Below are 18001 nucleotides of genomic sequence, written 5' to 3' on the forward strand. Positions count from 1 at the left end.
GGCATGCCAGTCGCAGCACAGGTATTGCGGCACGCCTCGTCCCGCCCCGGCCGCCTGGCCCTGTCGGGGCCGGCGGGCGACCTCTCCTACGGCGCTCTCGCCCGCCGGGCCGAACGGCTCGCCGCCCGCCTGGCGGCCGACCGGTTCGCCGCCTCCCCGGCGGGCACGGGGCCGGCGCCGCTGGTCGCGATCCGGCTGGCCGATCCCGTCGACCAGCTCACCGCCGTGCTGGCGGTGGACCTGCTCGGCGGGACGCCGCTGCTGTGCGACCCCGCGCGCGAGATCCCGCCGGACCTGCCCGCCGCCCTGCGCGTCGACGCCGTCCCCCCGGCACCGCACGCCGCCCCGGCCGGGCCGTCGCGTGACGGGTTCGCCGGGCCGCGGCCGTCGGCCGGGGATCTGGCGTGGGCCTGCTTCAGCTCCGGGAGCACCGGGCGGCCCCGGGCCGTGGTGCGCACGCGCGGCTCGTGGACGGGCTCGTTCCGGCCGCTGAGCGAGCTCACCGGCATCGCCGCCGACGACGTGGTGCTGGTGCCGGGGCCGCTGATCTCCTCCTTGTACGCGTTCGCGGCCGTGCACGCGCTGGCCATGGGCGCGACGGCGCTGGTCCCCGGCCGGTGGTCGCCCGGCGCGCTGGCCGGGCAGCTCAGCCGCGCGACGGCCGTGCACCTGGTACCGCACCGGCTGCCCGAGCTGCTGGCCGCCCTGCCCGCCGGGAGCCCGCTGCGGGTGGCCGCCGTCGGCGGCGCGGCACTGCCCGACGGAGTGCGCGAGCGTGCCGGGATACGGGTGATGTCCTATTACGGGGCCACCGAGCTGTCGTTCGTGGCCGTGGACACCGACGGCACGGGGCTGCGGCCGTTCCCCGGGGTGGAGATCGACGTCAGGATCAAGCCCGGGCGGAAGCTCGGCACCGTGTGGGCCCGCTCCCCCTGGCTGGCCGAAGGCTACGTGGCCGGGGCGACGGGCCCGCTGCTCACCGACGGCGACGGCTGGATGAGCGTCGGCGATCTGGCCGAGCCGTACCGGCCCGGGGACGTGCTGCGGCTGCGCGGGCGCGGGGACGGCGCGATCCAGACCGGCGGCGCCACCGTGGTGCCCGAGGACGTCGAGCAGGTGCTGCGCGCCGTGCCCGGCGTCGGCGACATCGTGGTGATCGGCTCGCCGCATCCCGACCTCGGCTCGGTCGTCACCGCGATCGTCGAGGCGACCGGGCCGCCACCGCCCAGGTCGGCCCTGGAGGCCGTCGCCCGGGGCGGGCTCGACCTGGCGCAGCGGCCCCGCCGCTGGTACACGGTCCAGAAGCTGCCGCGCACCGCCACGGGCAAGCCGGCCCGCGCCCTCGTCGCCGCCCGCCTCGCCGACGGCGACCCCGGCCTGCGGCGGCTGCCCTGATGGACACCCCCGTGGTGGTGGCCGCGCGGCGGACGGCGATCGGGACGGCCGGGCACGCGTTCAAGGGGGTGGGCGCCGACCGGCTGGCCTCCCCGGTGATCGCGGCGCTCGTGCGGGACGTGGCCGGGCTCGGGCTGCCCGTGGACGACGTGGTGCTGGGCAACTGCATGGGGCCGGGAGGCAACCTGGCCAGGGTGTCGGCGCTGGGCGCCGGGCTGGGTCACGGGGTGCCGGGGGTCACGGTCGACCGGCAGTGCGGGAGCGGCCTGGCCGCCGTCCTCATCGCCGGGCAGGCCGTACGGAGCGGGGACATGGAGCTCGTCGTCGCGGGAGGCGCCGAGAGCGCGTCCACCGCGCCGCTCCGCACCCGACGGGGCGCGACCGAGCCGTACGGGCGCGCGCCCTTCGCCCCCGACGGCCATCCCGACCCCGACATGGGCGCGGCCGCCGAGGCGCTGGGCGTCGCGAAGGGCGTGGACCGGGACCGGCAGGACCGCTACGCGGAGGCCAGTCAGGCGAAGGCGGTGGCGGCGCGGGAGGCGGGCCGGTTCGCGGCGGAGATCGTCGCCGTCGAGGGGCGTGACAGCGACCAGCGGCCCCGGCTGCTGCGCCCGGGGTCGCTGGCGCGGCTGCCCTCGGCGTTCGTGCCTGGCGGCGCGGTGACGGCCGGCAACTCGGCTCCGAACAGCGACGGCGCCGCCGCGGTCGCCGTCGTGCCGGAGCGGCTGCGGGCCGGGCTGCCCGGGCTGCGGCTGGTGGCCGGGGCGGTCACCGGCTGCGATCCGGCGCTGCCCGGCTGGGGCCCGGTGCCCGCCGTCTGGCGCGTGCTGGACCGTACCGGGGTGACGACGGGACGGATCGCGGCAGTGGAGATCGTGGAGGCGTTCGCGGCGCAGACGCTCGCGGTGACGGACGCGCTGGGGCTCGACCCGCTCGGCGCGGACGCGGAGCGGGTGTGCGCCGACGGCGGCGCGCTGGCGCTCGGGCACCCGTGGGGCGCGAGCGGGGCGGTCGTGGTGACGCGCCTGTTCACGCGGCTCGTCCGGGCGGGCGCGCCGGCCGGGACGCTCGGGCTGGCGACGGCGGCGGTCGGCGGCGGCCTCGGGGTCGCCGCCCTGTTCGAGGTGGTGTGAGTGATCGATCTGGCTGACGTGCACGTCCGGCTCGGGCAGCGTGACGTGCTGCGCGGGATCACCGTCTCGCTGCCGGAGCGGCGGATCGGCGTGGCCGGCGCGAACGGGTCCGGCAAGAGCACCATGGCCCGGCTGTTCAACGGGCTGGCGATGCCGACGTCGGGCACCGTCACCGTGCTGGGCGACGACACGCGGCGGCACGCGGCGCGCATCAGGCGGCGGGTCGGGTTCCTGTTCACCGATCCGGACGCGCAGATCGTGATGCCGACCGTGGCCGAGGACGTGGCGTTCTCGCTGCGCCGCCACAAGCTGCCGGCCGGCGAGGTGACGCGGCGGGTGTCGGCGGTCCTGGCCCGCTACGGCCTCGACGGGCACGCCGACCACCCCGCGCACCAGCTCTCCGGCGGGCAGAAGCAGCTGCTGGCGCTCTGCTCGGTCCTGGTGCTGGAGCCGGAAATCCTGGTCATGGACGAGCCCACCACGCTGCTGGACCTGCGCCACTCCCGGCTGGTCGCCGAGGCGCTGCGCGAGCTGCCGATGCAGGTGATCGTGGTGACGCACGACCTGCCGCTGCTCGACGGGTTCGACCGGGTGCTGGTGCTCGACGAGGGCCGGATCGTGGCCGACGGGACGCCCGGGTCGGCCCTCGGCCACTATCGGAAGCTGATGGCGTGAACGGCCTCACCGGCGCCTACGTGCCGGGCGGCTCGCCGCTGCACCGGATGCCGGTGGGTGTCAAGCTGCTGTCGCTGGCGGTGTGCTGCACGGCGCTCGTGCTGCTGCCGGGCCTCTGGTCGATGGGGGCGGCGGCGGCCGTGACCGCCGGGCTCTACGTGGTGTCCGGCGTGGGCGTGGCGGCGGCCTGGGCGCAGATCCGGCCGGTGCGGTGGTTCGCGGTGGCGTTGTTCGCGCTGCAACTGCTGGTGGCGGGGCTGCCGACGGCGGCCATGCTCACGTCCAGGCTCGTCCTGGCGGTGGCGCTGGCGGCGCTGGTCACGCTCACCACCCGCACCTCCGCCATGCTGGCGACGCTGGAGCGCGGCCTCGGGCCGCTGCGGCACCTGGGCGTCGACCCGTTCCGGCTGTCGCTGCTGCTCTCCCTGACCATCCGGACCGTGCCGGTGATGGCCGCGCTGGCGACCCGGGTCAGGGAGGCCCAGCGGGCCCGGGGGGTCGAGTGGAGCCTGCGCGCGTTCGCGGTGCCGCTGGTGGTCAGCGCGTTGCGGCACGCCGACGCCCTCGGCGAGGCGCTCAGCGCGCGCGGCCTCGACGACTGATCAGTCGAGCGAGGTGTCGCCCAGCGACTCCAGGAGCCCGCGCAGCAGCGTGACGAACCGGTCCCGGTCGGCCGCGGGCAGGCCGGACAGCAGGCGGGCCTCGTTCGCCACGTGCCGGACGAGCACCTCGTCCACCAGCTCCAGCCCGTGCCGGGTGAGCCTGATGCGGACCGAGCGCCGGTCGCCGATGTCGCGTACCCGCTCGACCAGGCCCTTGGCCTCCATCTTGTCGATCCGGTTGGTGATCGCGCCCGAGGTCACCATCGCGGCCTTGAGCAGCGCCCCGGCGGTCAGCTCGTACGGCTCGCCGGAGCGGCGCAGCGTGGCCAGCACGTCGAACTCGAAGCTCTCCAGCCCGTGCGCCGTGAACACCTCCTTGACCCCGCGCTCGAACAGCCGCGACAGCCGCGACACCCGGCCGATGACCTCCATCGGCCACACGTCCACGTCGGGCCGCTCGCGCCGCCACTGGGCGGTCACCTGATCCACCGCGTCGCCCATCGTCAATCCTCTCAACATTCACAGACTTGACGTTCACTGAATCGCCGTGCTGTTATCTCAACATTGAGATTATCAATAAGGAGGGAACGCCATGGCAACCATCGCCGCGCCGCCGATCGTGGGCTCGCGCCTCGCGGGCGACCTCATGCTCGCCGCCCTGGCCCCGATGAGCTGGGGCACCACCTACGTCGTCACGACCACGCTGCTGCCCGCCGACCGGCCGCTGCTCGCCGCCACGATGCGCGCGCTGCCGGCGGGCCTGGTGCTGCTCGCCGCCACCCGGCGGCTGCCGACCGGCTCGTGGTGGTGGAAGTCCGCGGTGCTCGGCATGCTGAACTTCGGGGCGTTCTTCCCCCTGCTGTTCTTCGCCGCCTACCGGCTGCCCGGCGGGGTCGCGGCCACGATCGGCTCGGTGCAGCCGCTGGTCGTGGCATTGCTGTCGATGCTCGTCCTGTCCGCGCGACCGGCCCGCGCGGTCCTGTACGCGGCTCTCGCCGGCACCGGCGGCGTGGCCCTGCTGACGCTGACCGCCGAGGCCCGGCTGGACCCGCTCGGCATCGCCGCCATGCTGGCCGCCACCTCACTGATGGGCACCGCCATCGTGCTGGCCAAGAAATGGGGACGGCCCGAGTCTCCGCTGGTGATGACCGGCTGGCAGCTCACCGTCGGCGGACTGGTGATCGCGCCGCTGACCCTGGCCGTCGAGGGCCTGCCCACCGCCCTCACCGTGCCGAACCTGCTCGGCTTCGCCTACCTGGGCGTGTTCGGGACCGCGATCGCGTACGCGCTGTGGTTCCGCGGCATCGACCGGCTGGCGCCCACCTCGGTGTCGCTGCTCGGGCTCACCAACCCGCTGGTGGCCACCGTCGCCGGGCTCGTCGTGCTCGGCCAGACGCTCAACGGCTGGCAGATCGCCGGCTTCGCCCTCGCTCTCGGCGCCCTCGTCGCCGGTCAGGCGTTCGCCAGGAAGCCCTGAAGCACCTCGGCGAGGCCGGACAGCCCCGCCCCCGCCTCACCGTCGTCCGCCGGCCAGGAATCGCGCGATGACGTGCGCGCACTCCAGCGCCTCGGCCTTCGCGGTGTCGACCTCCAGGTCGTAGCGGACGCCCTGATGCACCACCTCGGCCTGCGACATCGCCATCCCGGCCACCCGATCGCCGCGCGCCGTCTCACGCGCCGCCGCGACCGCGCCCTCGCACCTGACGCCCACCCACACCACGTCGAGCCCGCCGAGGGCCTTCAGCCACCGCTCCTGCGAGGCGGCCCCGCCCAGGAACACCTCGTCCACGATGACCCGCGCGCCCGCCCGGGCCATCGCCGCCACCCCGGCGATCCAGGCCGCGTCCAGCGCCATGAACTCCGGCCCGACGGTGATCCCGCCGTCGGCGGCGAACTCGATCCCCGCGCCGGACGAACGCAGGGCCACGGGCATCGCCTCGATCATCGAGTCGACCCCGAGGGTCAGCCACGGCTCCGGCAGGATCGCCTGCAGGCAGCGGGCGATCCCGGACTTCCCTGAGCTCGAACCCCCGTTGAGGACGATCATCTGTACAGCCACCGCGCCACCCTACCGACGCCGGCGGTTGTATCGTCAACGTCTTGATCGCACGGAGGGCGGCGGCAGGGCATGCGCGTGACGATGGCGAGCGCCAGGAAACGGGCTGACCGCACGAACGAGGACTTCACCTGCGCCGGACCGACGACAGCGGTGCTGATCGACGGCGCCGGCATCCCCGGCACCGAATCGGTCTGCCGGCACGGTGTGGCCTGGTACGCCCACCGCCTGGGCGGCACCCTCTTCGGCCTCTTGTCACTCGTGCGCGACAGCGGCCTTCCGGCGCTGCTCGCCGAGGCCATCGAGCGGGTGACCGACGATCATCGTGACACCTGCGACGTCGCCGACACCATCAGCCCGTCGGCCACCGTGGCCGTCCTGCGCCTGTCCGGCGGCCTCCTTGAGTACCTGGTGCTCGGCGACTCGGTCCTCGTGCTCGACAGAGCGGCCGAGCCGCCGCTCGTCGTCTCCGATCCCCGAGAGGTGATCATCAGCCGGTCCTACCAGCCCGCCCTCGACGCGGCCGCCGAGGGCAGCGAGGAGTACCGCAGAGTCCTGCGTGACCTGCGCGCCAACCGCAACCAGCCAGGCGGCTTCTGGCTGGCCAAGGACAACCCGCGAGCGGCGGACGAGGCGATCACCGGAAACTGTCCGATCTCCGAGCTGACCGGCGCCGCGCTGCTCAGCAACGGAGCCGGCCGCATCGTGGACCGGTTCCAGCTCGCCGACTGGCCGGGGGTCATGGACATCCTGGCGTCGAGCGGCCCCGCCGAGATCATCCGCCGGGTCCGGCAGGCGGAGGCGCGCCACGCGGTGGCGGCGGACGATGCGACGATCACACACTGCACCGACTTGGACGAGTACGACCGAGGAGACGTTTCACGGGCAAGGTCGGCTACCGGGTGAGCACCGAGCGGAATGGCCGGCGGGCGGCCCCGCGAGGAGAGTCGCGGGGCCGCCTGCCGGATTGACCGGGTCAGGGACCAACCGTGGCGTGGTCAGCGGACGTACACGTCCGGGGGGGGCGGGGTGGGCATGCCGTTGCCGATGAAGAAGCTCGGGTGCGGCGGCTGGTTGTAGGCGGTGTTCTGCCAGGCGAGCGCGACCCGGTACTGCGGGTCGTGCAGCAGGGTGTGGATCTTGGTGGTGGTGACGTGCGGCGTCGAGTAGATCCGCAGGGCGCGGTTGTCGGTGGTCGGCCAGATCACCTCTTCGCGCCAGTCGCCGAGGATGTCGCCCGACAGCGAGGGGGTGGCCTTGGTGCCGTTGTTGGAGTGCACGCCGGAGGCCGTCAGCAGCCGGGTCTCGCCGCCGGTGCCGTACTTGTCGATCCTGGTCTGGTCCAGCAGTTCGCGCACCGGGTCGGCGTCCCACCAGGACAGGAAGTTGGCCGAGGACGGCTGGCGGCCGACGACCGTGCCGGAGGTGTTGCGCAGGCCGTTCTGCCCGGCGCCGGCGGCCCAGGACTCGGCGCCGGGGCTGCCCGCGTAGATGTCGGCGGCGACGCCGCGGCCGGGGCCTTCGCCGTCGGAGCTGCCCGTACGCCACAGCGCCGCGCCGGTGCGGGCGTCGACCATGTAGAGGCCGGGCGGGGACGAGGACTCAGAGATCTTCACGTACTCCTGGCCGGACCGGCTGGGGTCGAAGTCGCCGAGGTGGGCGGCGTCGCCGTGGCCCCAGCGGGTGTTCCACAGACCGCGGCCGTTGTCGTCGATGGCGGCCGCGCCGTAGAGGATCTCGTCGCGGCCGTCGCCGTCCACGTCGCCGACGGTGAGGGAGTGGTTGCCCTGGCCGGCGTACGAGCCGTTGCCGGAGGCGTTGGAGTCGAACGTCCAGCGCTTGGCGAGCCGGCCGTCGCGGAAGTCCCAGGCGGCGATGACGGCGCGGGTGTAGTAGCCGCGCGCCATGATCAGCGAAGGTCGTTCGCCGTCCAGGTACGCGGTGCCGGCCAGGAAGCGGTCGACGCGGTTGCCGTAGTTGTCGCCCCAGGAGGAGACGTTGCCGCGCGGCGGGTCGTAGTCGACGGTGGACATCGCGGCGCCGGTCTGCCCGTTGAACATGGTCAGGAACTCGGGCCCGGTCAGGATGTAGCCGCCGGAGTTACGGTGGTCGGCGCTCGCGTTGCCGATGACGGTGCCGCGGCCGTCCACGGTGCCGTCGGCGGTCTTCATCGCGACCTCGGCCCGGCCGTCACCGTCGTAGTCGTAGACCTGGAACTGGGTGTAGTGGGCGCCGGCGCGGATGTTGCGGCCCAGGTTGATCCGCCACAGCCGCCGGCCGTCGAGCGCGATGCCGTCGATGTGGACGGGGTCGGTGACGCCGGACTGGGAGTTGTCCTTGGAGTTGTTGGCCTCCCACTTCAGCACCAGGTCCAGCCTGCCGTCGCCGTCGAGGTCGCCGACGCTGGCGTCGCTGGCGTGGTGGCCGGAGGACGGCGGGCTGATCGGCACGTCGAGGTAGCCGGAGGCGAAGCGCAGCGACGACTCGGACGCCGGGCCTTCCGCGCCGCCGGTGACCGGGCGCACCGTGTAGGAGGCGTCTCCCGCGGCGCCGGAATCGAGGTAGTTGGTGGAGTTCGTCACGGTGGCGATCCGGGTGCCGCCCCGATAGACGTTGAACGTGGTCTCGCGCGCCTCGGTGCCGAGCAGCCGCCACGACACCAGGTTGCCGCTGCCGGAGCGCACGCTCACCAGGCCGCGGTTCAGGTCCTCGACCTGCTTGCCGCTCTCCGGGCCCGGCGTCGGGGTGATGGTGGGGTCGGGGTCCGGCGACGGTGACGGGTTCGCGCCGGTGCAGGCGACGCCGTTCAGGGAGAAGGACTCCGGTACGGGGTTCGCGCTGTTGTTCCAGGAGGCGTTGAACCCGAACGCCACGTTCCCCCCGGCCGGGATCGCGGCGTTGTAGCCGGCGTCGTTCATGGTGACGTCCGCGCCGCTCTGGCTCGCCTGCGCGTTCCAGGCTTGGACGATCTGCTGTCCGGCCCCGTACGACCAGGTCAGCCGCCAGCCGTCGACCGCGTCGCCGAGGTTGCGGATCGTCACGTTGCCGGTGAAGCCGCCCTGCCACTGAGTGGCGACGGCGTAGTCCACGTCGCAGGCCACCGCCGCGGAGGCGGGTAACTGCACGACCAGCGCGCCCGCGACCGCGAGCCCGGCCATGGCGGCCAAGCAGCGATTGAATCGATTCATCGCGAAGTCCCAACTGAGGGGAGGAATGGGGCGTCTCAGACGGTAAGAGCCGCCCACTCGGTGGTCAATCAGCCGGGCACCAGCCGTTGTATCGATTCAGGTCAAGCACCATCCGGAACTGAAACTTTCAGCGACGCCCAGAAGGCGTACCGGTGCTCCCCCGCGAAATCCACGGGGCCGATCGCACCCGGCGCGAGCGCCTGCACGTACGGCTCCGCGGCGGTGAACCCCGGCCAGCCCGGGTCGCCGGTGCGGGCGAACCCGGCCCAGTAGCCGATCATCCGATCGGCCAGCCGCTGCTGCTCCGCGTCCAGCGGCTCGTTGTAGCCCACGTCGAACAGGTACGGCAGCTCGGCCGCATGGTAGGCGCCCATGTCGTACGGCTTGGGGAAGGCGGCGAACCATGGCGCGGAGGCGTCGGCGAACTCGTAGGCGTAGGCCGCGACCCGCCGCGACAGCGCCGCGCCGGTGTCGACCGCGTGCCGCGCGTACTGGGCGTCGGTCAGCGCCGTGGCCAGCGCCTGCCCCGCCGAGGCGTAGCCGGCCGGCGGGTACGCGGCCAGCACGGCGTCCGCGTCGGCGCCGAAGGCCGCGCGCACCTCGTCCGCGTAGCGCTCCCCGGGGATCGGCCCGCCGTGGACGGCCATCTCCAGGCCCCACACGTGCATCCGCTGCTCGTGCCGGTTGATCCCGTACAGCACCGGCACCGGATGGAACTCGCCGGCGGCCAGCGCCGACGCCGGGTCGACGGGCAGCGCCCCGCCCCCGACGACCGGCCCGAACCCGGCCTGCGCGGGGTCGGCGGCGGCGCGCAGGAGCTCCTCGACCGGGACCTCGCGCAGCCGGCCGAGGTCGTCGAGCCCGAGGCGCGCCACCAGCGCCTCCCCGTCCCGCTCGGCCTGCTCCCGGGGACGCGGGTTGTTGCCCATGGCCAGCGACGGCGTCCACGGCGCGGTGACCGGCGCGCTCTGCAGGATCGCCCGGTGGAACAGCCCGGCCGACCCGGGCATCACCAGGTGGGCGCCGACGGCGACGCCTCCGGACGACTCGCCGAACAGCGTCACGTTGTCCGGATCGCCGCCGAACGCCGCCGCGTTGCGGCGCACCCAGCGCAGCGCCTCCCGCTGGTCCAGCAGCCCGCAGTCGGCCGACTCCGCGTCGAGCGCCGGATGGGCGAGGAAGCCGAGAGCGCCGAGCCGGTAGTTGACGGTCACCACGACCACCCCGCCCCGCACGGCCAGCCGCCGGGCGTCGTACAGGCCGCCGGCGCCGTCCTTGAAGCTTCCTCCGTGCAGCCACACCATCACGGGCAGCCCGGAGCCCTCGCGGGGCGCGGTCACGTTCAGGTAGAGGCAGTCCTCGCTCACGCTCCCGGCTCCCAGATGATCGCCGGTCTGCGCGCACATCGGGGCGGGCCGGGTGGCGTCAAGAGGCTCCGTCCAGGCCGCCGCCGGACGCGGCGCTCGCCAGCGCAGCTCACCCACGGGCGGAGCGGCGTACGGGATGCCCTGGTAGAGGCGGTGGTCGTCAGCGATGAGCCCGCGCACGGGGCCACGGCAGGTGGTCACGATGTCCATGCCCGGAACCCTACAGCGGATTTGGGCGATCGCGCAAGACGATCGCCTAAGGCGAACGCTCATCCTCCCGGCGGGCCCGGGCGCGGCGCTTGCCCTCGTGCATGGCCTGGACGCGGGCCACCGGGATCGTGTGCCCCTCCTCGATCAGATCGGCGGGAAGCCGCTGCTCAGCGGGCATCAGCTCGGCCCACGGGTCACCGGCGCCGAGCCTTTCCACAGCGGTGTGGACGGTGAAGTCGCGGGGCGACACCTTGTCGAGGTCCTCCCACGCCACCGGGAAGGAGACCGGCGTGCCCGGCCGGATGCGCGGGCTGTAGGCGGCCACGACCGTGGCGCCGCCGGCCCGGGTGGAGTCGAGGAACACCTTGCCGCCCCGGTCCTCCCGGATGAACGCGGTCGTGGCCAGCGACGGATCGATCCGCTCGGCGCGGGCCGCGAGGGCGCGCGTGGCGGCAGCCAGGTCCTCCATGCCGATCCCGGCGACCACCGGCACGAACACGTGCACCCCCTTGGCCCCGCTGGTCTTGACCGCCCCGGCCAGCCCGCAGTCGGCCAGCGCCTGCCGTACCAGCAGGGCCGCCGCCACCACCGGCCCGAACCCCTCCCCCTCGGGCGGGTCGAGGTCGAGCACCAGGTGGGTGAAGTGATCGCCGCGCACCAGCGCCGGGTGGTACTCGACGGCCCGCTGGTTGCCGAACCACAGCAACGTCCGCCGGTCGTCGCACAGCGCGTAGGTGACCTGACGGCGGGACGCCTCCGCCCACACGGTGGTGGTACGGATCCAGTCGGGGGCGTACTTGGGCAGGTTCTTCTGCATGAACGGCGCCTGGCCGGGCCGCACCCGGATCACCGACAGCGCCCGTTCGCGCAGCCCCGGCAGCATCCGGTCGCGTACGGCGTCCAGGTAGTCGACCAGATCCCGCTTGGTCGCGTCCGCGCCGTCGAACAGGGGCTGGTCGAGGTTGGTCAGCGCCACCCCGTCCCGTGTCTCATCGCTGGTCACCCGACCTACCATGCCCATCGGCCGCAACCCGGGTCAACCACCGCGCCTGGACAGGATCAGTGCATTTCCCGAGACCCCCGATCCGGCGTCCCGTCCCGTGGCGGGCACTGGTCGCGGGGGCATGCCAACACGGCGGCCGTGAACGGGGAACGGCGCGAAGCCCTCGATCCCCTAGGGTCTTGACCATGACCGAACTTGATCGTCTTCGCTGGCAGCTGGGGGTGTCCTGGTCATTGCTGACGCTCCACCTCGACCAGGTGACGGATCGTGAAGCCCTGTGGGAGCCCGGCCCCGACTGCTGGACGGTACGCCCCCAGCCCGACGGGACGTGGGCCGCCGACTTCGCCATGGAAGAGCCCGACCCGATCCCCGTGCCGACCATCGGCTGGGTGATGTGGCACATCGGCTTCTGGTGGACCAGGACGTACACGAGCTGTTTCGGCGAGCCGGGCGGCGGCGCTCCCGACTGGGGGTCGGCGGCGGCGGCCACCCCGTGGCCGGGCGGCGCGGCGGCCGCGGTGACGTGGCTGACCGGCTGTCACGACCGCTGGCTCGGCGCGCTGGAGTCGCTGAGCCCCGCGGACCTCGACTCCGCCGAGCGCAGCGGCTGGTTCGCCGACGGAACTCACTCGCTCGGCCACGTGGCCGCCTGGGTCAACGTCGAACTGATGAAGAACGCGGCCGAGATCGGGAACCTGCGCCTCCTGCACCCCCGTTAGAGGCGGCGACACTGGCCTTCCTTGTCGCCGGCGACCGCGTTGCGGCCGCCGGTCGGCCTCGGGCCGTTGTCCTCGCACTGCAGGTTGCCGTCGACCTTGTTGCGATAGATCCGGACGCCGCCGCGGTTGTCCTTCACCTGGATGTCGCCGTCCACCCGGGTGCCCTCGACCCGCTGGCGGCGGCGGTTGTCCTCAAGCTGGATGTTGCCGTTGACCCGCGACGAGGTGACCGTGGTGGCGCCGCCGTCCTTCACCTGGATGTCGCCGTCCACCACGGAGCGGGAGGTGACCGACACCGAGCGGGCGCCCTCCGCCTGCACGTTGCCGTCGATCTTCACCTTCTTGGCCACCAGCGTCGCGTTGCCGGCCACCTTCACGTCGCCCTCGACCCGGGTGCCGGAGAGCTTGCAGGTGGCGCCCTTCGGCACGTAGACACCGTCGACGGACACCGCGCCGATCGTGCCCCGGCAGGTCCGCTCGTCGGCGAGCGCCGGACCGGCCACCACGAACCCGCCCAACACGGTGCCGAGCGCGGCGCCCGTCAGAACCAGCTTGATGTTCCTCATGTCATTTCCTTCCATCGGTGCGGACATGAGAAGCATTTCGGTCAGCGGTGAGGGCCCGGTGAGGCGAACATTAGCCCTTTCTCATCGGAAATCGTCGGCGTTGTCCGCCACCCATCGCGCCCACGTCAGCGCCGGACGCCCGAGGACCTCCGCCACGTCGCCCGTCACGGTCGCCGACCGCTCGTCGCCCCGCGCGTACCGGGCCAGCAGCGCCGTGGCGAACTCCGCGCCCATCCCCTGCGCGACCCAGCGCTCCCTGACGACCTCGGGCGGCACCTCGACGAACGTCAGCGGCCTGCCGATCACCTCGCCGACCGTCGTGACCAGCTCCGCGTGGGTCAGCGACTCCGGCCCCGTCAGGCCGAGCCTGCGCCCCGTCAGCCCGTCGGACAGCAGCGCCCGCACCGCCACCTCCGCCACGTCCCGCTCGTGGATCGGCGCCTCCGCGAAGTTCGCGTACGGGCCGCGCACCACGTCTCCGGCGCGGATCTGGGCGCCCCACGCCACCCTCGTGTTGACCGCGAACGCGGCGCAGCGCAGGCTCACCCACTCCAGCCCGCTCGCCACGACGGCCGCCTCGACCTCCCGGTTCCGGTCGCCGTTCAGCCGGGACGGCTGGTGGTCCAGCGGCTCGTCCACGTTGATCGCCGACAGCACCACCACCTTGCCGACGCCGCGTTCCTTCGCCTCCCGCAGCAGCTCGGGCGCGTCCGAGCCGGCCACCCTCGGGTTCAGGAACATCGCCGTCACGCCTGCCAGCCCGTCGGCGACGCTCCCGGTCACCTCCACGCCCTCCGGCAGCCCGGCGTTGCCCGGGTCACGGCTGACCGCCCGCACCTTCACCCCCTCGGCGACCAGCAGCTCGACGATCGAACGCCCGATGAGGCCGGTCGCCCCGGTTACGAGAATCATCACTGTTTCCTTCCTGTCGTCCCCCTTAGAGCTCCACCGCCCCTGGAACGTGACATGCGTGTGTCGCCATGATGGCGGCATGCTCGTCCCCGAACTCACCGCAGAGAGCGGCTTCCTGGTGCGCCCGTGGCGGCTGGACGATCTCGCCGCGATCGCCGAGGCCGCCACGGACCCGTACATCCCGTTGATCACCTCCGTCCCGTCGGAGTACTCCGACGCCGAGGGCGTCGCTTTCGTCCGCCGGCAGTGGGCCAGGGCCGCCGACGGGGCCGGATACTCCTTCGCCATCGCCCGCGACGGCCGGGCCGTGGGCCAGATCGGCCTCTGGCCGGGGCCGCACGGGAGGGCGAGCGTGGGCTACTGGGTGGTGGGATCGGCCCGGGGGCAGGGCGTCGCCCGCGCGGCGTTGCGCGCGGTGTCCCCCTGGGCGCTGGGCCAACTGCGCATCGCGCGGCTCGAAGCGCATGTCGAGCCGTGGAACGTGGCGTCGTGGAAGGCCGCCGAGCGGGCCGGGTTCGCGCGTGAGGGGCTGCTGCGGCAGTGGCAGGAGGTGGGCGGCGAGCGGCGCGACATGTACCTGTACGCCAGGCTGGGGGGCTGAGGTTTTCCGCAGGTGGCTGTGCGGTCCGCCGCATGGTCCGGGCAGGGGCGCCGTCCCTAGCGTTGACGCCATGATCCTGACCAAGACCGTCGCGCTCGCCCTCGCCCTGACCACCCTCACCCCGGTGCACGACCAGTTGAAGACGCAGTTGGACGCGCTGGTCGACGCCAAGGCCATGACCGCCGCGCTGGCGCTGGTGCGGGAGGACGGCCGCGACCGGAGCATGGCCGTCGGCGTGCGGGACCTGCGGTCGAAGGCGCCGGCCGACCCGCGCGGCCACTTCCGCGTCGGCAGCGTGACCAAGACGTTCGTGGCGACCGTGCTGCTGCAACTGGCCGACGAGGGCAAGCTGTCCCTGGACGACAAGGTGAGCAAGCACCTACTGGGCGCCCTGCCGGAGGGCAGCCCGGTCACCGTCCGCCAGGCGCTCAACCACACCAGCGGCATCTTCGACTACGCGGGCGCCGGCATCCCCGGCTGGTCGGCGAGGGACTACCGGCCGCGCGAGACGCTGTACGACCAGACGCCGCAGGAGCTGCTGGCCGTCGGCCTGTCGAAGCCGGCGTACTTCAAGCCGGGCGGCGGCTGGCGATACTCGAACACGAACTACGTGATCGCGGCCATGCTCATCGAGAAGCTGACCGGCAACCCGTACGCCAAGGAGATCGAGAACCGCATCCTGCGCCCGCTCGGCCTGCGGCACACGCTGCTGCCCGGTCACCGCAAGGACCTGCCCAGGCCGCACGCCCACGGCTACGCGGCCTACCAGGGCAGGATGGTCGACGCGACCCGGATGAACCCGTCCCTGGAGTACGGCGCGGGCGAGATCATCTCGACCACCGCCGATCTGGCGACGTTCCTCGACGCGCTGCTCGGCGGCAAGCTGACCAGCGGGCAGGCGCTCAAGCAGATGCGCACGCTGGAGAACGCGGGCCAGGGCATGGGCTACGGGCTGGGCCTGCAGGCGTTCCCGCTGCCGTGCGGCGGCAAGGTGTACGGGCACAGCGGCGGCACCTTCGGCTACCTGACGTACGCCCTGCGCTCCGACTCGGGCCGCACGCTGGTCCTTTCCGGCAACCCGTACACCGGTGAGACCCCCGCCGACGCCCTCCCCAAGGTGCTGGCCACCGCGTTCTGCTGACCGGGTATACGTCGTACACCTTCGAGGTGTACGGTGTACACCATGGCTTCGACAGCGGAACGGGTCGCCGAGGCGGCGCGGACGATCCTCGTCAGCGAGGGAGCGGGCGCGGTCACCATGCGACGGGTGGCCGAGCTGGCCGGCATCACCGCCATGGCGATCTACAAGCACTACCCCAACCGGGAGGCGCTGCTGGGCGCCGTGGCGGACCGGACCTTCCGGGAGCTGGGCGACGGCTGGGGGACGCGGGTGCCCGACGGCGACTGGGAGGCCCGCACGCTGGGCCTGCTGGATGACTTCCTGGACTTCGCCCTGGGCCGTCCCCATCTGTACACGTTCCTCATGACCGACCGCCGCGAGCGGGCACGGCGCTTCCCCGACGACTTCGAGGGCGGCGGGTCGCCGGCCTTCACCCGGGTCGCCGAGCTGGCCGAGGAAGGCATGCGCCTCGGCCTGCTGCGCCCCGACGACCCGCTGGAAACCGCCCTGGTGCTGACCTCGTCCATCCAGGGCCTCGTCCAGCTCTACCTGGGCGGGCGCATCGGCCTGCCGGAGGACGACTTCAGGGCGCTCTGCGTGCGCACGGCCAGGAGGATCCTGCATGGCATCCAGGCTTAGGATCGCGGCCGCCGCCCTCGTGCTCCTGCCGGCCGGGGCGACGGCGTACGGCGCCTGGTACGGCAGCGACCAGGCCATCAAGGTCGTCCACCACGGGGCCAGGGACGTCTCGGTGCTCGCCGTCCGGAACGGCACGGTGACGCTGACCGACACCCCGGACACCCGCAAACCCGGCACCTACTGGCTGGAGTGGACCGGCTCGTACACGATGCTCGGCGACATCGTGTCGCGCGCCCCCGGCCGGGTGACGCGCACGCGGACCGGCGGCTCGACGCCTTCGGTCGGCACCTCCGGCTGGTTCGGCAGCGTCCCGCCGGGCGATCCCGAGGTCGCCTGGGGAGTCGGCTTCTCCGAGATCATGATCCCGACCGAGCTGGGCCCCGCCCCCGCCTGGCACGTCCCGGGCGACTCCGGCACCTGGGTCATCGCCGTCCACGGCCAGAACGGCAGGCGCAAGGCCGAACTGAAGGCGCTCCCCGCCGTGCACCGGCTCGGCCTGCCGTTCCTCGTCATCAGTTACCGCAACGACGAGGGCGCCCCCGCCTCACCGGACGGGCTCCTCCACCTGGGCGACTCCGAGTGGCGCGACCTGGAGTCCGCCGTCCGCGCCGCGCAGGGCATGGGGGCGCGGCAGATCGTCCTGTACGGCACGTCCATGGGCGGGCAGATCGTCGGCCAGTTCCTCGACCGATCCCCGCTGGCCGGGGCCGTGCGCTCGGTCATCATGGACGCGCCCATCACCGACATGGTCCGCGCCGGCCGCCAGGGGGTCGCGAATCTCCACCTGCCCCCGCCTTCGGCTGGCTCCCGGACCGCGTCATCGAATGGCGCACCGGGATCGACGTCGAACGGCTCAGCCTGTTCAGCCACCCGCCGAAGGTGCGCCCGCCCATGCTCCTCATCCACACCGACGCCGACACGGAGATGCCGGCCCAGGCCTCACGCGACCTCGCCGCCGTGGGCAACTGGCAGATCCAGTACGAGGAGTTCGCCGGCGGCGGCCACACCGAGGCGTGGAACGTGGACCGCGTCCGCTATGACCGGCTCCTGGACACGTTCCTGAAAGCTCACTCCTGACCCGCTTCGATCAGGAACCGGTGGTTGCGCACCGCGAAGCCCCCGTCCGAACGGATCCGCTCGTGCAGGGCGCGCAACGGGCCCGCGTAGCGTTCGTGGTCGAAGTCGCGGATCTGCCACGGGACGGCACGCAGGTGGAAGACGACGGCGCCGATGTCGTGGAAGACGTGCCCGACCATCTCCTCCCGGGCGTCGAGCACCCGCAGCCCGGCCCGGCGCAGGCTGTCGGCCGCGACGTCCAGGGTCCACTCCCGCTCCCCGGCGGCGGGCGGCGCGTCCAGGGCGTCGTTCAGCTCCTGGTCGTTGCGGCTGCCGACCTGCTGGGTGAGCAGCCGCCCCCCGGGCGCGAGAACACGGGCGACCTCGGCCCCGTCCAGCCCGCCGTGCCGGTTGAGCACCAGGTCGAAGGCGTGTTTCCCGGCGGGGATGCGCTCCGCCGCGCCGCCCAGCACAGCAACGCCCATCGGCCCGAGCCGCCGGGCGGCGACCGTCAGGTTGGGCGGCCATCCCTCCAGCGCGACCGTGCGCTCCGGCAGCGGCGCCAGGGACGCGAGGAACTCGCCGCCGCCCGTGTCCATGTCCAGCAGCCGCCGCGCCGGGGCGAGCAGCGCCGACGCGCGCTCGGCGTAGCTCCATGAGGGTGTCCCGCCGCTCGTCCTGCCGCGCTGCCGGGTGAAGTCCCACCCCCGCACGGGCGCCCGCACAGCCTGCCCGACCAGATGCTCGTAGCTGACCATC

General features: G+C 73.4%; 19 protein-coding genes. 11 read left to right on the forward strand and 8 right to left on the reverse strand.

Annotated elements, in window-relative coordinates; translation table 11 throughout:
- The first annotated feature begins 3 nt into the window (after positions 1-3).
- Genes ADY59_RS25950 through ADY59_RS25965 form a run of 4 tightly spaced genes read left to right on the forward strand, consistent with a single transcriptional unit; the run spans position 4 to position 3805 of the window.
- Complete coding sequence (locus ADY59_RS25950) at positions 4-1395, forward strand: AMP-binding protein (protein WP_049566798.1); 1392 nt, start codon at positions 4-6, stop codon at positions 1393-1395.
- Positions 1395-2528, forward strand: a complete 1134-nt coding sequence (locus ADY59_RS25955; RefSeq protein ID WP_049566799.1) for a thiolase family protein — start codon at positions 1395-1397, stop codon at positions 2526-2528. The genes ADY59_RS25950 and ADY59_RS25955 overlap by 1 nt, the downstream gene beginning before the upstream one ends.
- Positions 2529-3203: an energy-coupling factor ABC transporter ATP-binding protein gene (locus ADY59_RS25960; RefSeq protein WP_049566802.1), complete on the forward strand. Its 675-nt coding sequence runs from the start codon at positions 2529-2531 to the stop codon at positions 3201-3203.
- A complete protein-coding gene (locus ADY59_RS25965; RefSeq protein WP_082310395.1) occupies positions 3200-3805 on the forward strand; it encodes an energy-coupling factor transporter transmembrane component T family protein in 606 nt (201 codons plus the stop codon). The genes ADY59_RS25960 and ADY59_RS25965 overlap by 4 nt, the downstream gene beginning before the upstream one ends.
- On the opposite strand, the gene ADY59_RS25970 is transcribed toward ADY59_RS25965, so the two are convergent.
- A complete protein-coding gene (locus tag ADY59_RS25970; protein ID WP_049566805.1) occupies positions 3806-4306 on the reverse strand; it encodes a MarR family winged helix-turn-helix transcriptional regulator in 501 nt (166 codons plus the stop codon).
- A 91-nt stretch (positions 4307-4397) separates the two neighbouring features.
- On the opposite strand from ADY59_RS25970, the gene ADY59_RS25975 reads away from it, so the two are divergent.
- On the forward strand, positions 4398-5282 hold the full coding sequence (locus ADY59_RS25975; protein ID WP_049566808.1) for an EamA family transporter: 885 nt from the start codon (positions 4398-4400) through the stop codon (positions 5280-5282).
- A 36-nt stretch (positions 5283-5318) separates the two neighbouring features.
- Here ADY59_RS25975 and cpt read toward each other — a convergent pair whose 3' ends face one another.
- Positions 5319-5864: a chloramphenicol phosphotransferase CPT gene (gene cpt, locus ADY59_RS25980; protein ID WP_231618886.1), complete on the reverse strand. Its 546-nt coding sequence runs from the start codon at positions 5862-5864 to the stop codon at positions 5319-5321.
- Between the two features lie 69 nt (positions 5865-5933).
- Here cpt and ADY59_RS25985 point away from each other — a divergent pair, with 69 nt between their 5' ends.
- Positions 5934-6767: a hypothetical protein gene (locus tag ADY59_RS25985; RefSeq protein WP_049566811.1), complete on the forward strand. Its 834-nt coding sequence runs from the start codon at positions 5934-5936 to the stop codon at positions 6765-6767.
- A 92-nt stretch (positions 6768-6859) separates the two neighbouring features.
- Here ADY59_RS25985 and ADY59_RS25990 read toward each other — a convergent pair whose 3' ends face one another.
- The 3 genes from ADY59_RS25990 to ADY59_RS26000 form a co-directional block, all read right to left on the reverse strand.
- Positions 6860-9049, reverse strand: a complete 2190-nt coding sequence (locus ADY59_RS25990) for a rhamnogalacturonan lyase family protein (protein ID WP_049566814.1) — start codon at positions 9047-9049, stop codon at positions 6860-6862.
- Between the two features lie 101 nt (positions 9050-9150).
- A complete protein-coding gene (locus ADY59_RS25995; protein WP_049566818.1) occupies positions 9151-10626 on the reverse strand; it encodes a carboxylesterase/lipase family protein in 1476 nt (491 codons plus the stop codon).
- 46 nt (positions 10627-10672) lie between these two features.
- Positions 10673-11629, reverse strand: a complete 957-nt coding sequence (locus ADY59_RS26000; RefSeq protein ID WP_197093852.1) for a DNA polymerase domain-containing protein — start codon at positions 11627-11629, stop codon at positions 10673-10675.
- 185 nt (positions 11630-11814) lie between these two features.
- Between ADY59_RS26000 and ADY59_RS26005 the strand changes: the two genes are divergently transcribed.
- Positions 11815-12348: a DinB family protein gene (locus ADY59_RS26005; protein ID WP_063780789.1), complete on the forward strand. Its 534-nt coding sequence runs from the start codon at positions 11815-11817 to the stop codon at positions 12346-12348.
- Here the strand turns inward: ADY59_RS26005 and ADY59_RS26010 are convergent.
- Positions 12345-12914 (reverse strand): hypothetical protein, encoded by a 570-nt coding sequence (locus ADY59_RS26010; RefSeq protein ID WP_049566823.1) that lies wholly within the window; start codon positions 12912-12914, stop codon positions 12345-12347. The two genes, ADY59_RS26005 and ADY59_RS26010, sit on opposite strands and share 4 nt — an antisense overlap.
- An 81-nt stretch (positions 12915-12995) precedes the next feature.
- Positions 12996-13826 carry an NAD(P)H-binding protein gene (locus ADY59_RS26015; RefSeq protein WP_231618887.1) on the reverse strand — a complete coding sequence of 277 codons (831 nt, stop codon included), beginning with the start codon at positions 13824-13826 and terminating at the stop codon, positions 12996-12998.
- 79 nt (positions 13827-13905) lie between these two features.
- Between ADY59_RS26015 and ADY59_RS26020 the strand changes: the two genes are divergently transcribed.
- From ADY59_RS26020 to ADY59_RS50315, 4 genes are all read left to right on the forward strand, one after another.
- On the forward strand, positions 13906-14427 hold the full coding sequence (locus ADY59_RS26020) for a GNAT family N-acetyltransferase (protein WP_049566829.1): 522 nt from the start codon (positions 13906-13908) through the stop codon (positions 14425-14427).
- Between the two features lie 70 nt (positions 14428-14497).
- Positions 14498-15568 carry a serine hydrolase domain-containing protein gene (locus tag ADY59_RS26025; RefSeq protein ID WP_053175165.1) on the forward strand — a complete coding sequence of 357 codons (1071 nt, stop codon included), beginning with the start codon at positions 14498-14500 and terminating at the stop codon, positions 15566-15568.
- A 42-nt stretch (positions 15569-15610) separates the two neighbouring features.
- Positions 15611-16186: a TetR/AcrR family transcriptional regulator gene (locus ADY59_RS26030; protein WP_049566867.1), complete on the forward strand. Its 576-nt coding sequence runs from the start codon at positions 15611-15613 to the stop codon at positions 16184-16186.
- Positions 16170-17249 carry a hypothetical protein gene (locus ADY59_RS50315; protein ID WP_156325736.1) on the forward strand — a complete coding sequence of 360 codons (1080 nt, stop codon included), beginning with the start codon at positions 16170-16172 and terminating at the stop codon, positions 17247-17249. The genes ADY59_RS26030 and ADY59_RS50315 overlap by 17 nt, the downstream gene beginning before the upstream one ends.
- A gap of 4 nt (positions 17250-17253) precedes the next feature.
- On the opposite strand, the gene ADY59_RS26050 is transcribed toward ADY59_RS50315, so the two are convergent.
- On the reverse strand, positions 17254-18000 hold the full coding sequence (locus tag ADY59_RS26050) for a class I SAM-dependent methyltransferase (RefSeq protein WP_053175168.1): 747 nt from the start codon (positions 17998-18000) through the stop codon (positions 17254-17256).
- Position 18001: the final 1 nt, after the last annotated feature.

Source organism: Nonomuraea sp. SBT364 (assembly GCF_001083785.1).
Classification (GTDB): domain Bacteria; phylum Actinomycetota; class Actinomycetes; order Streptosporangiales; family Streptosporangiaceae; genus Nonomuraea.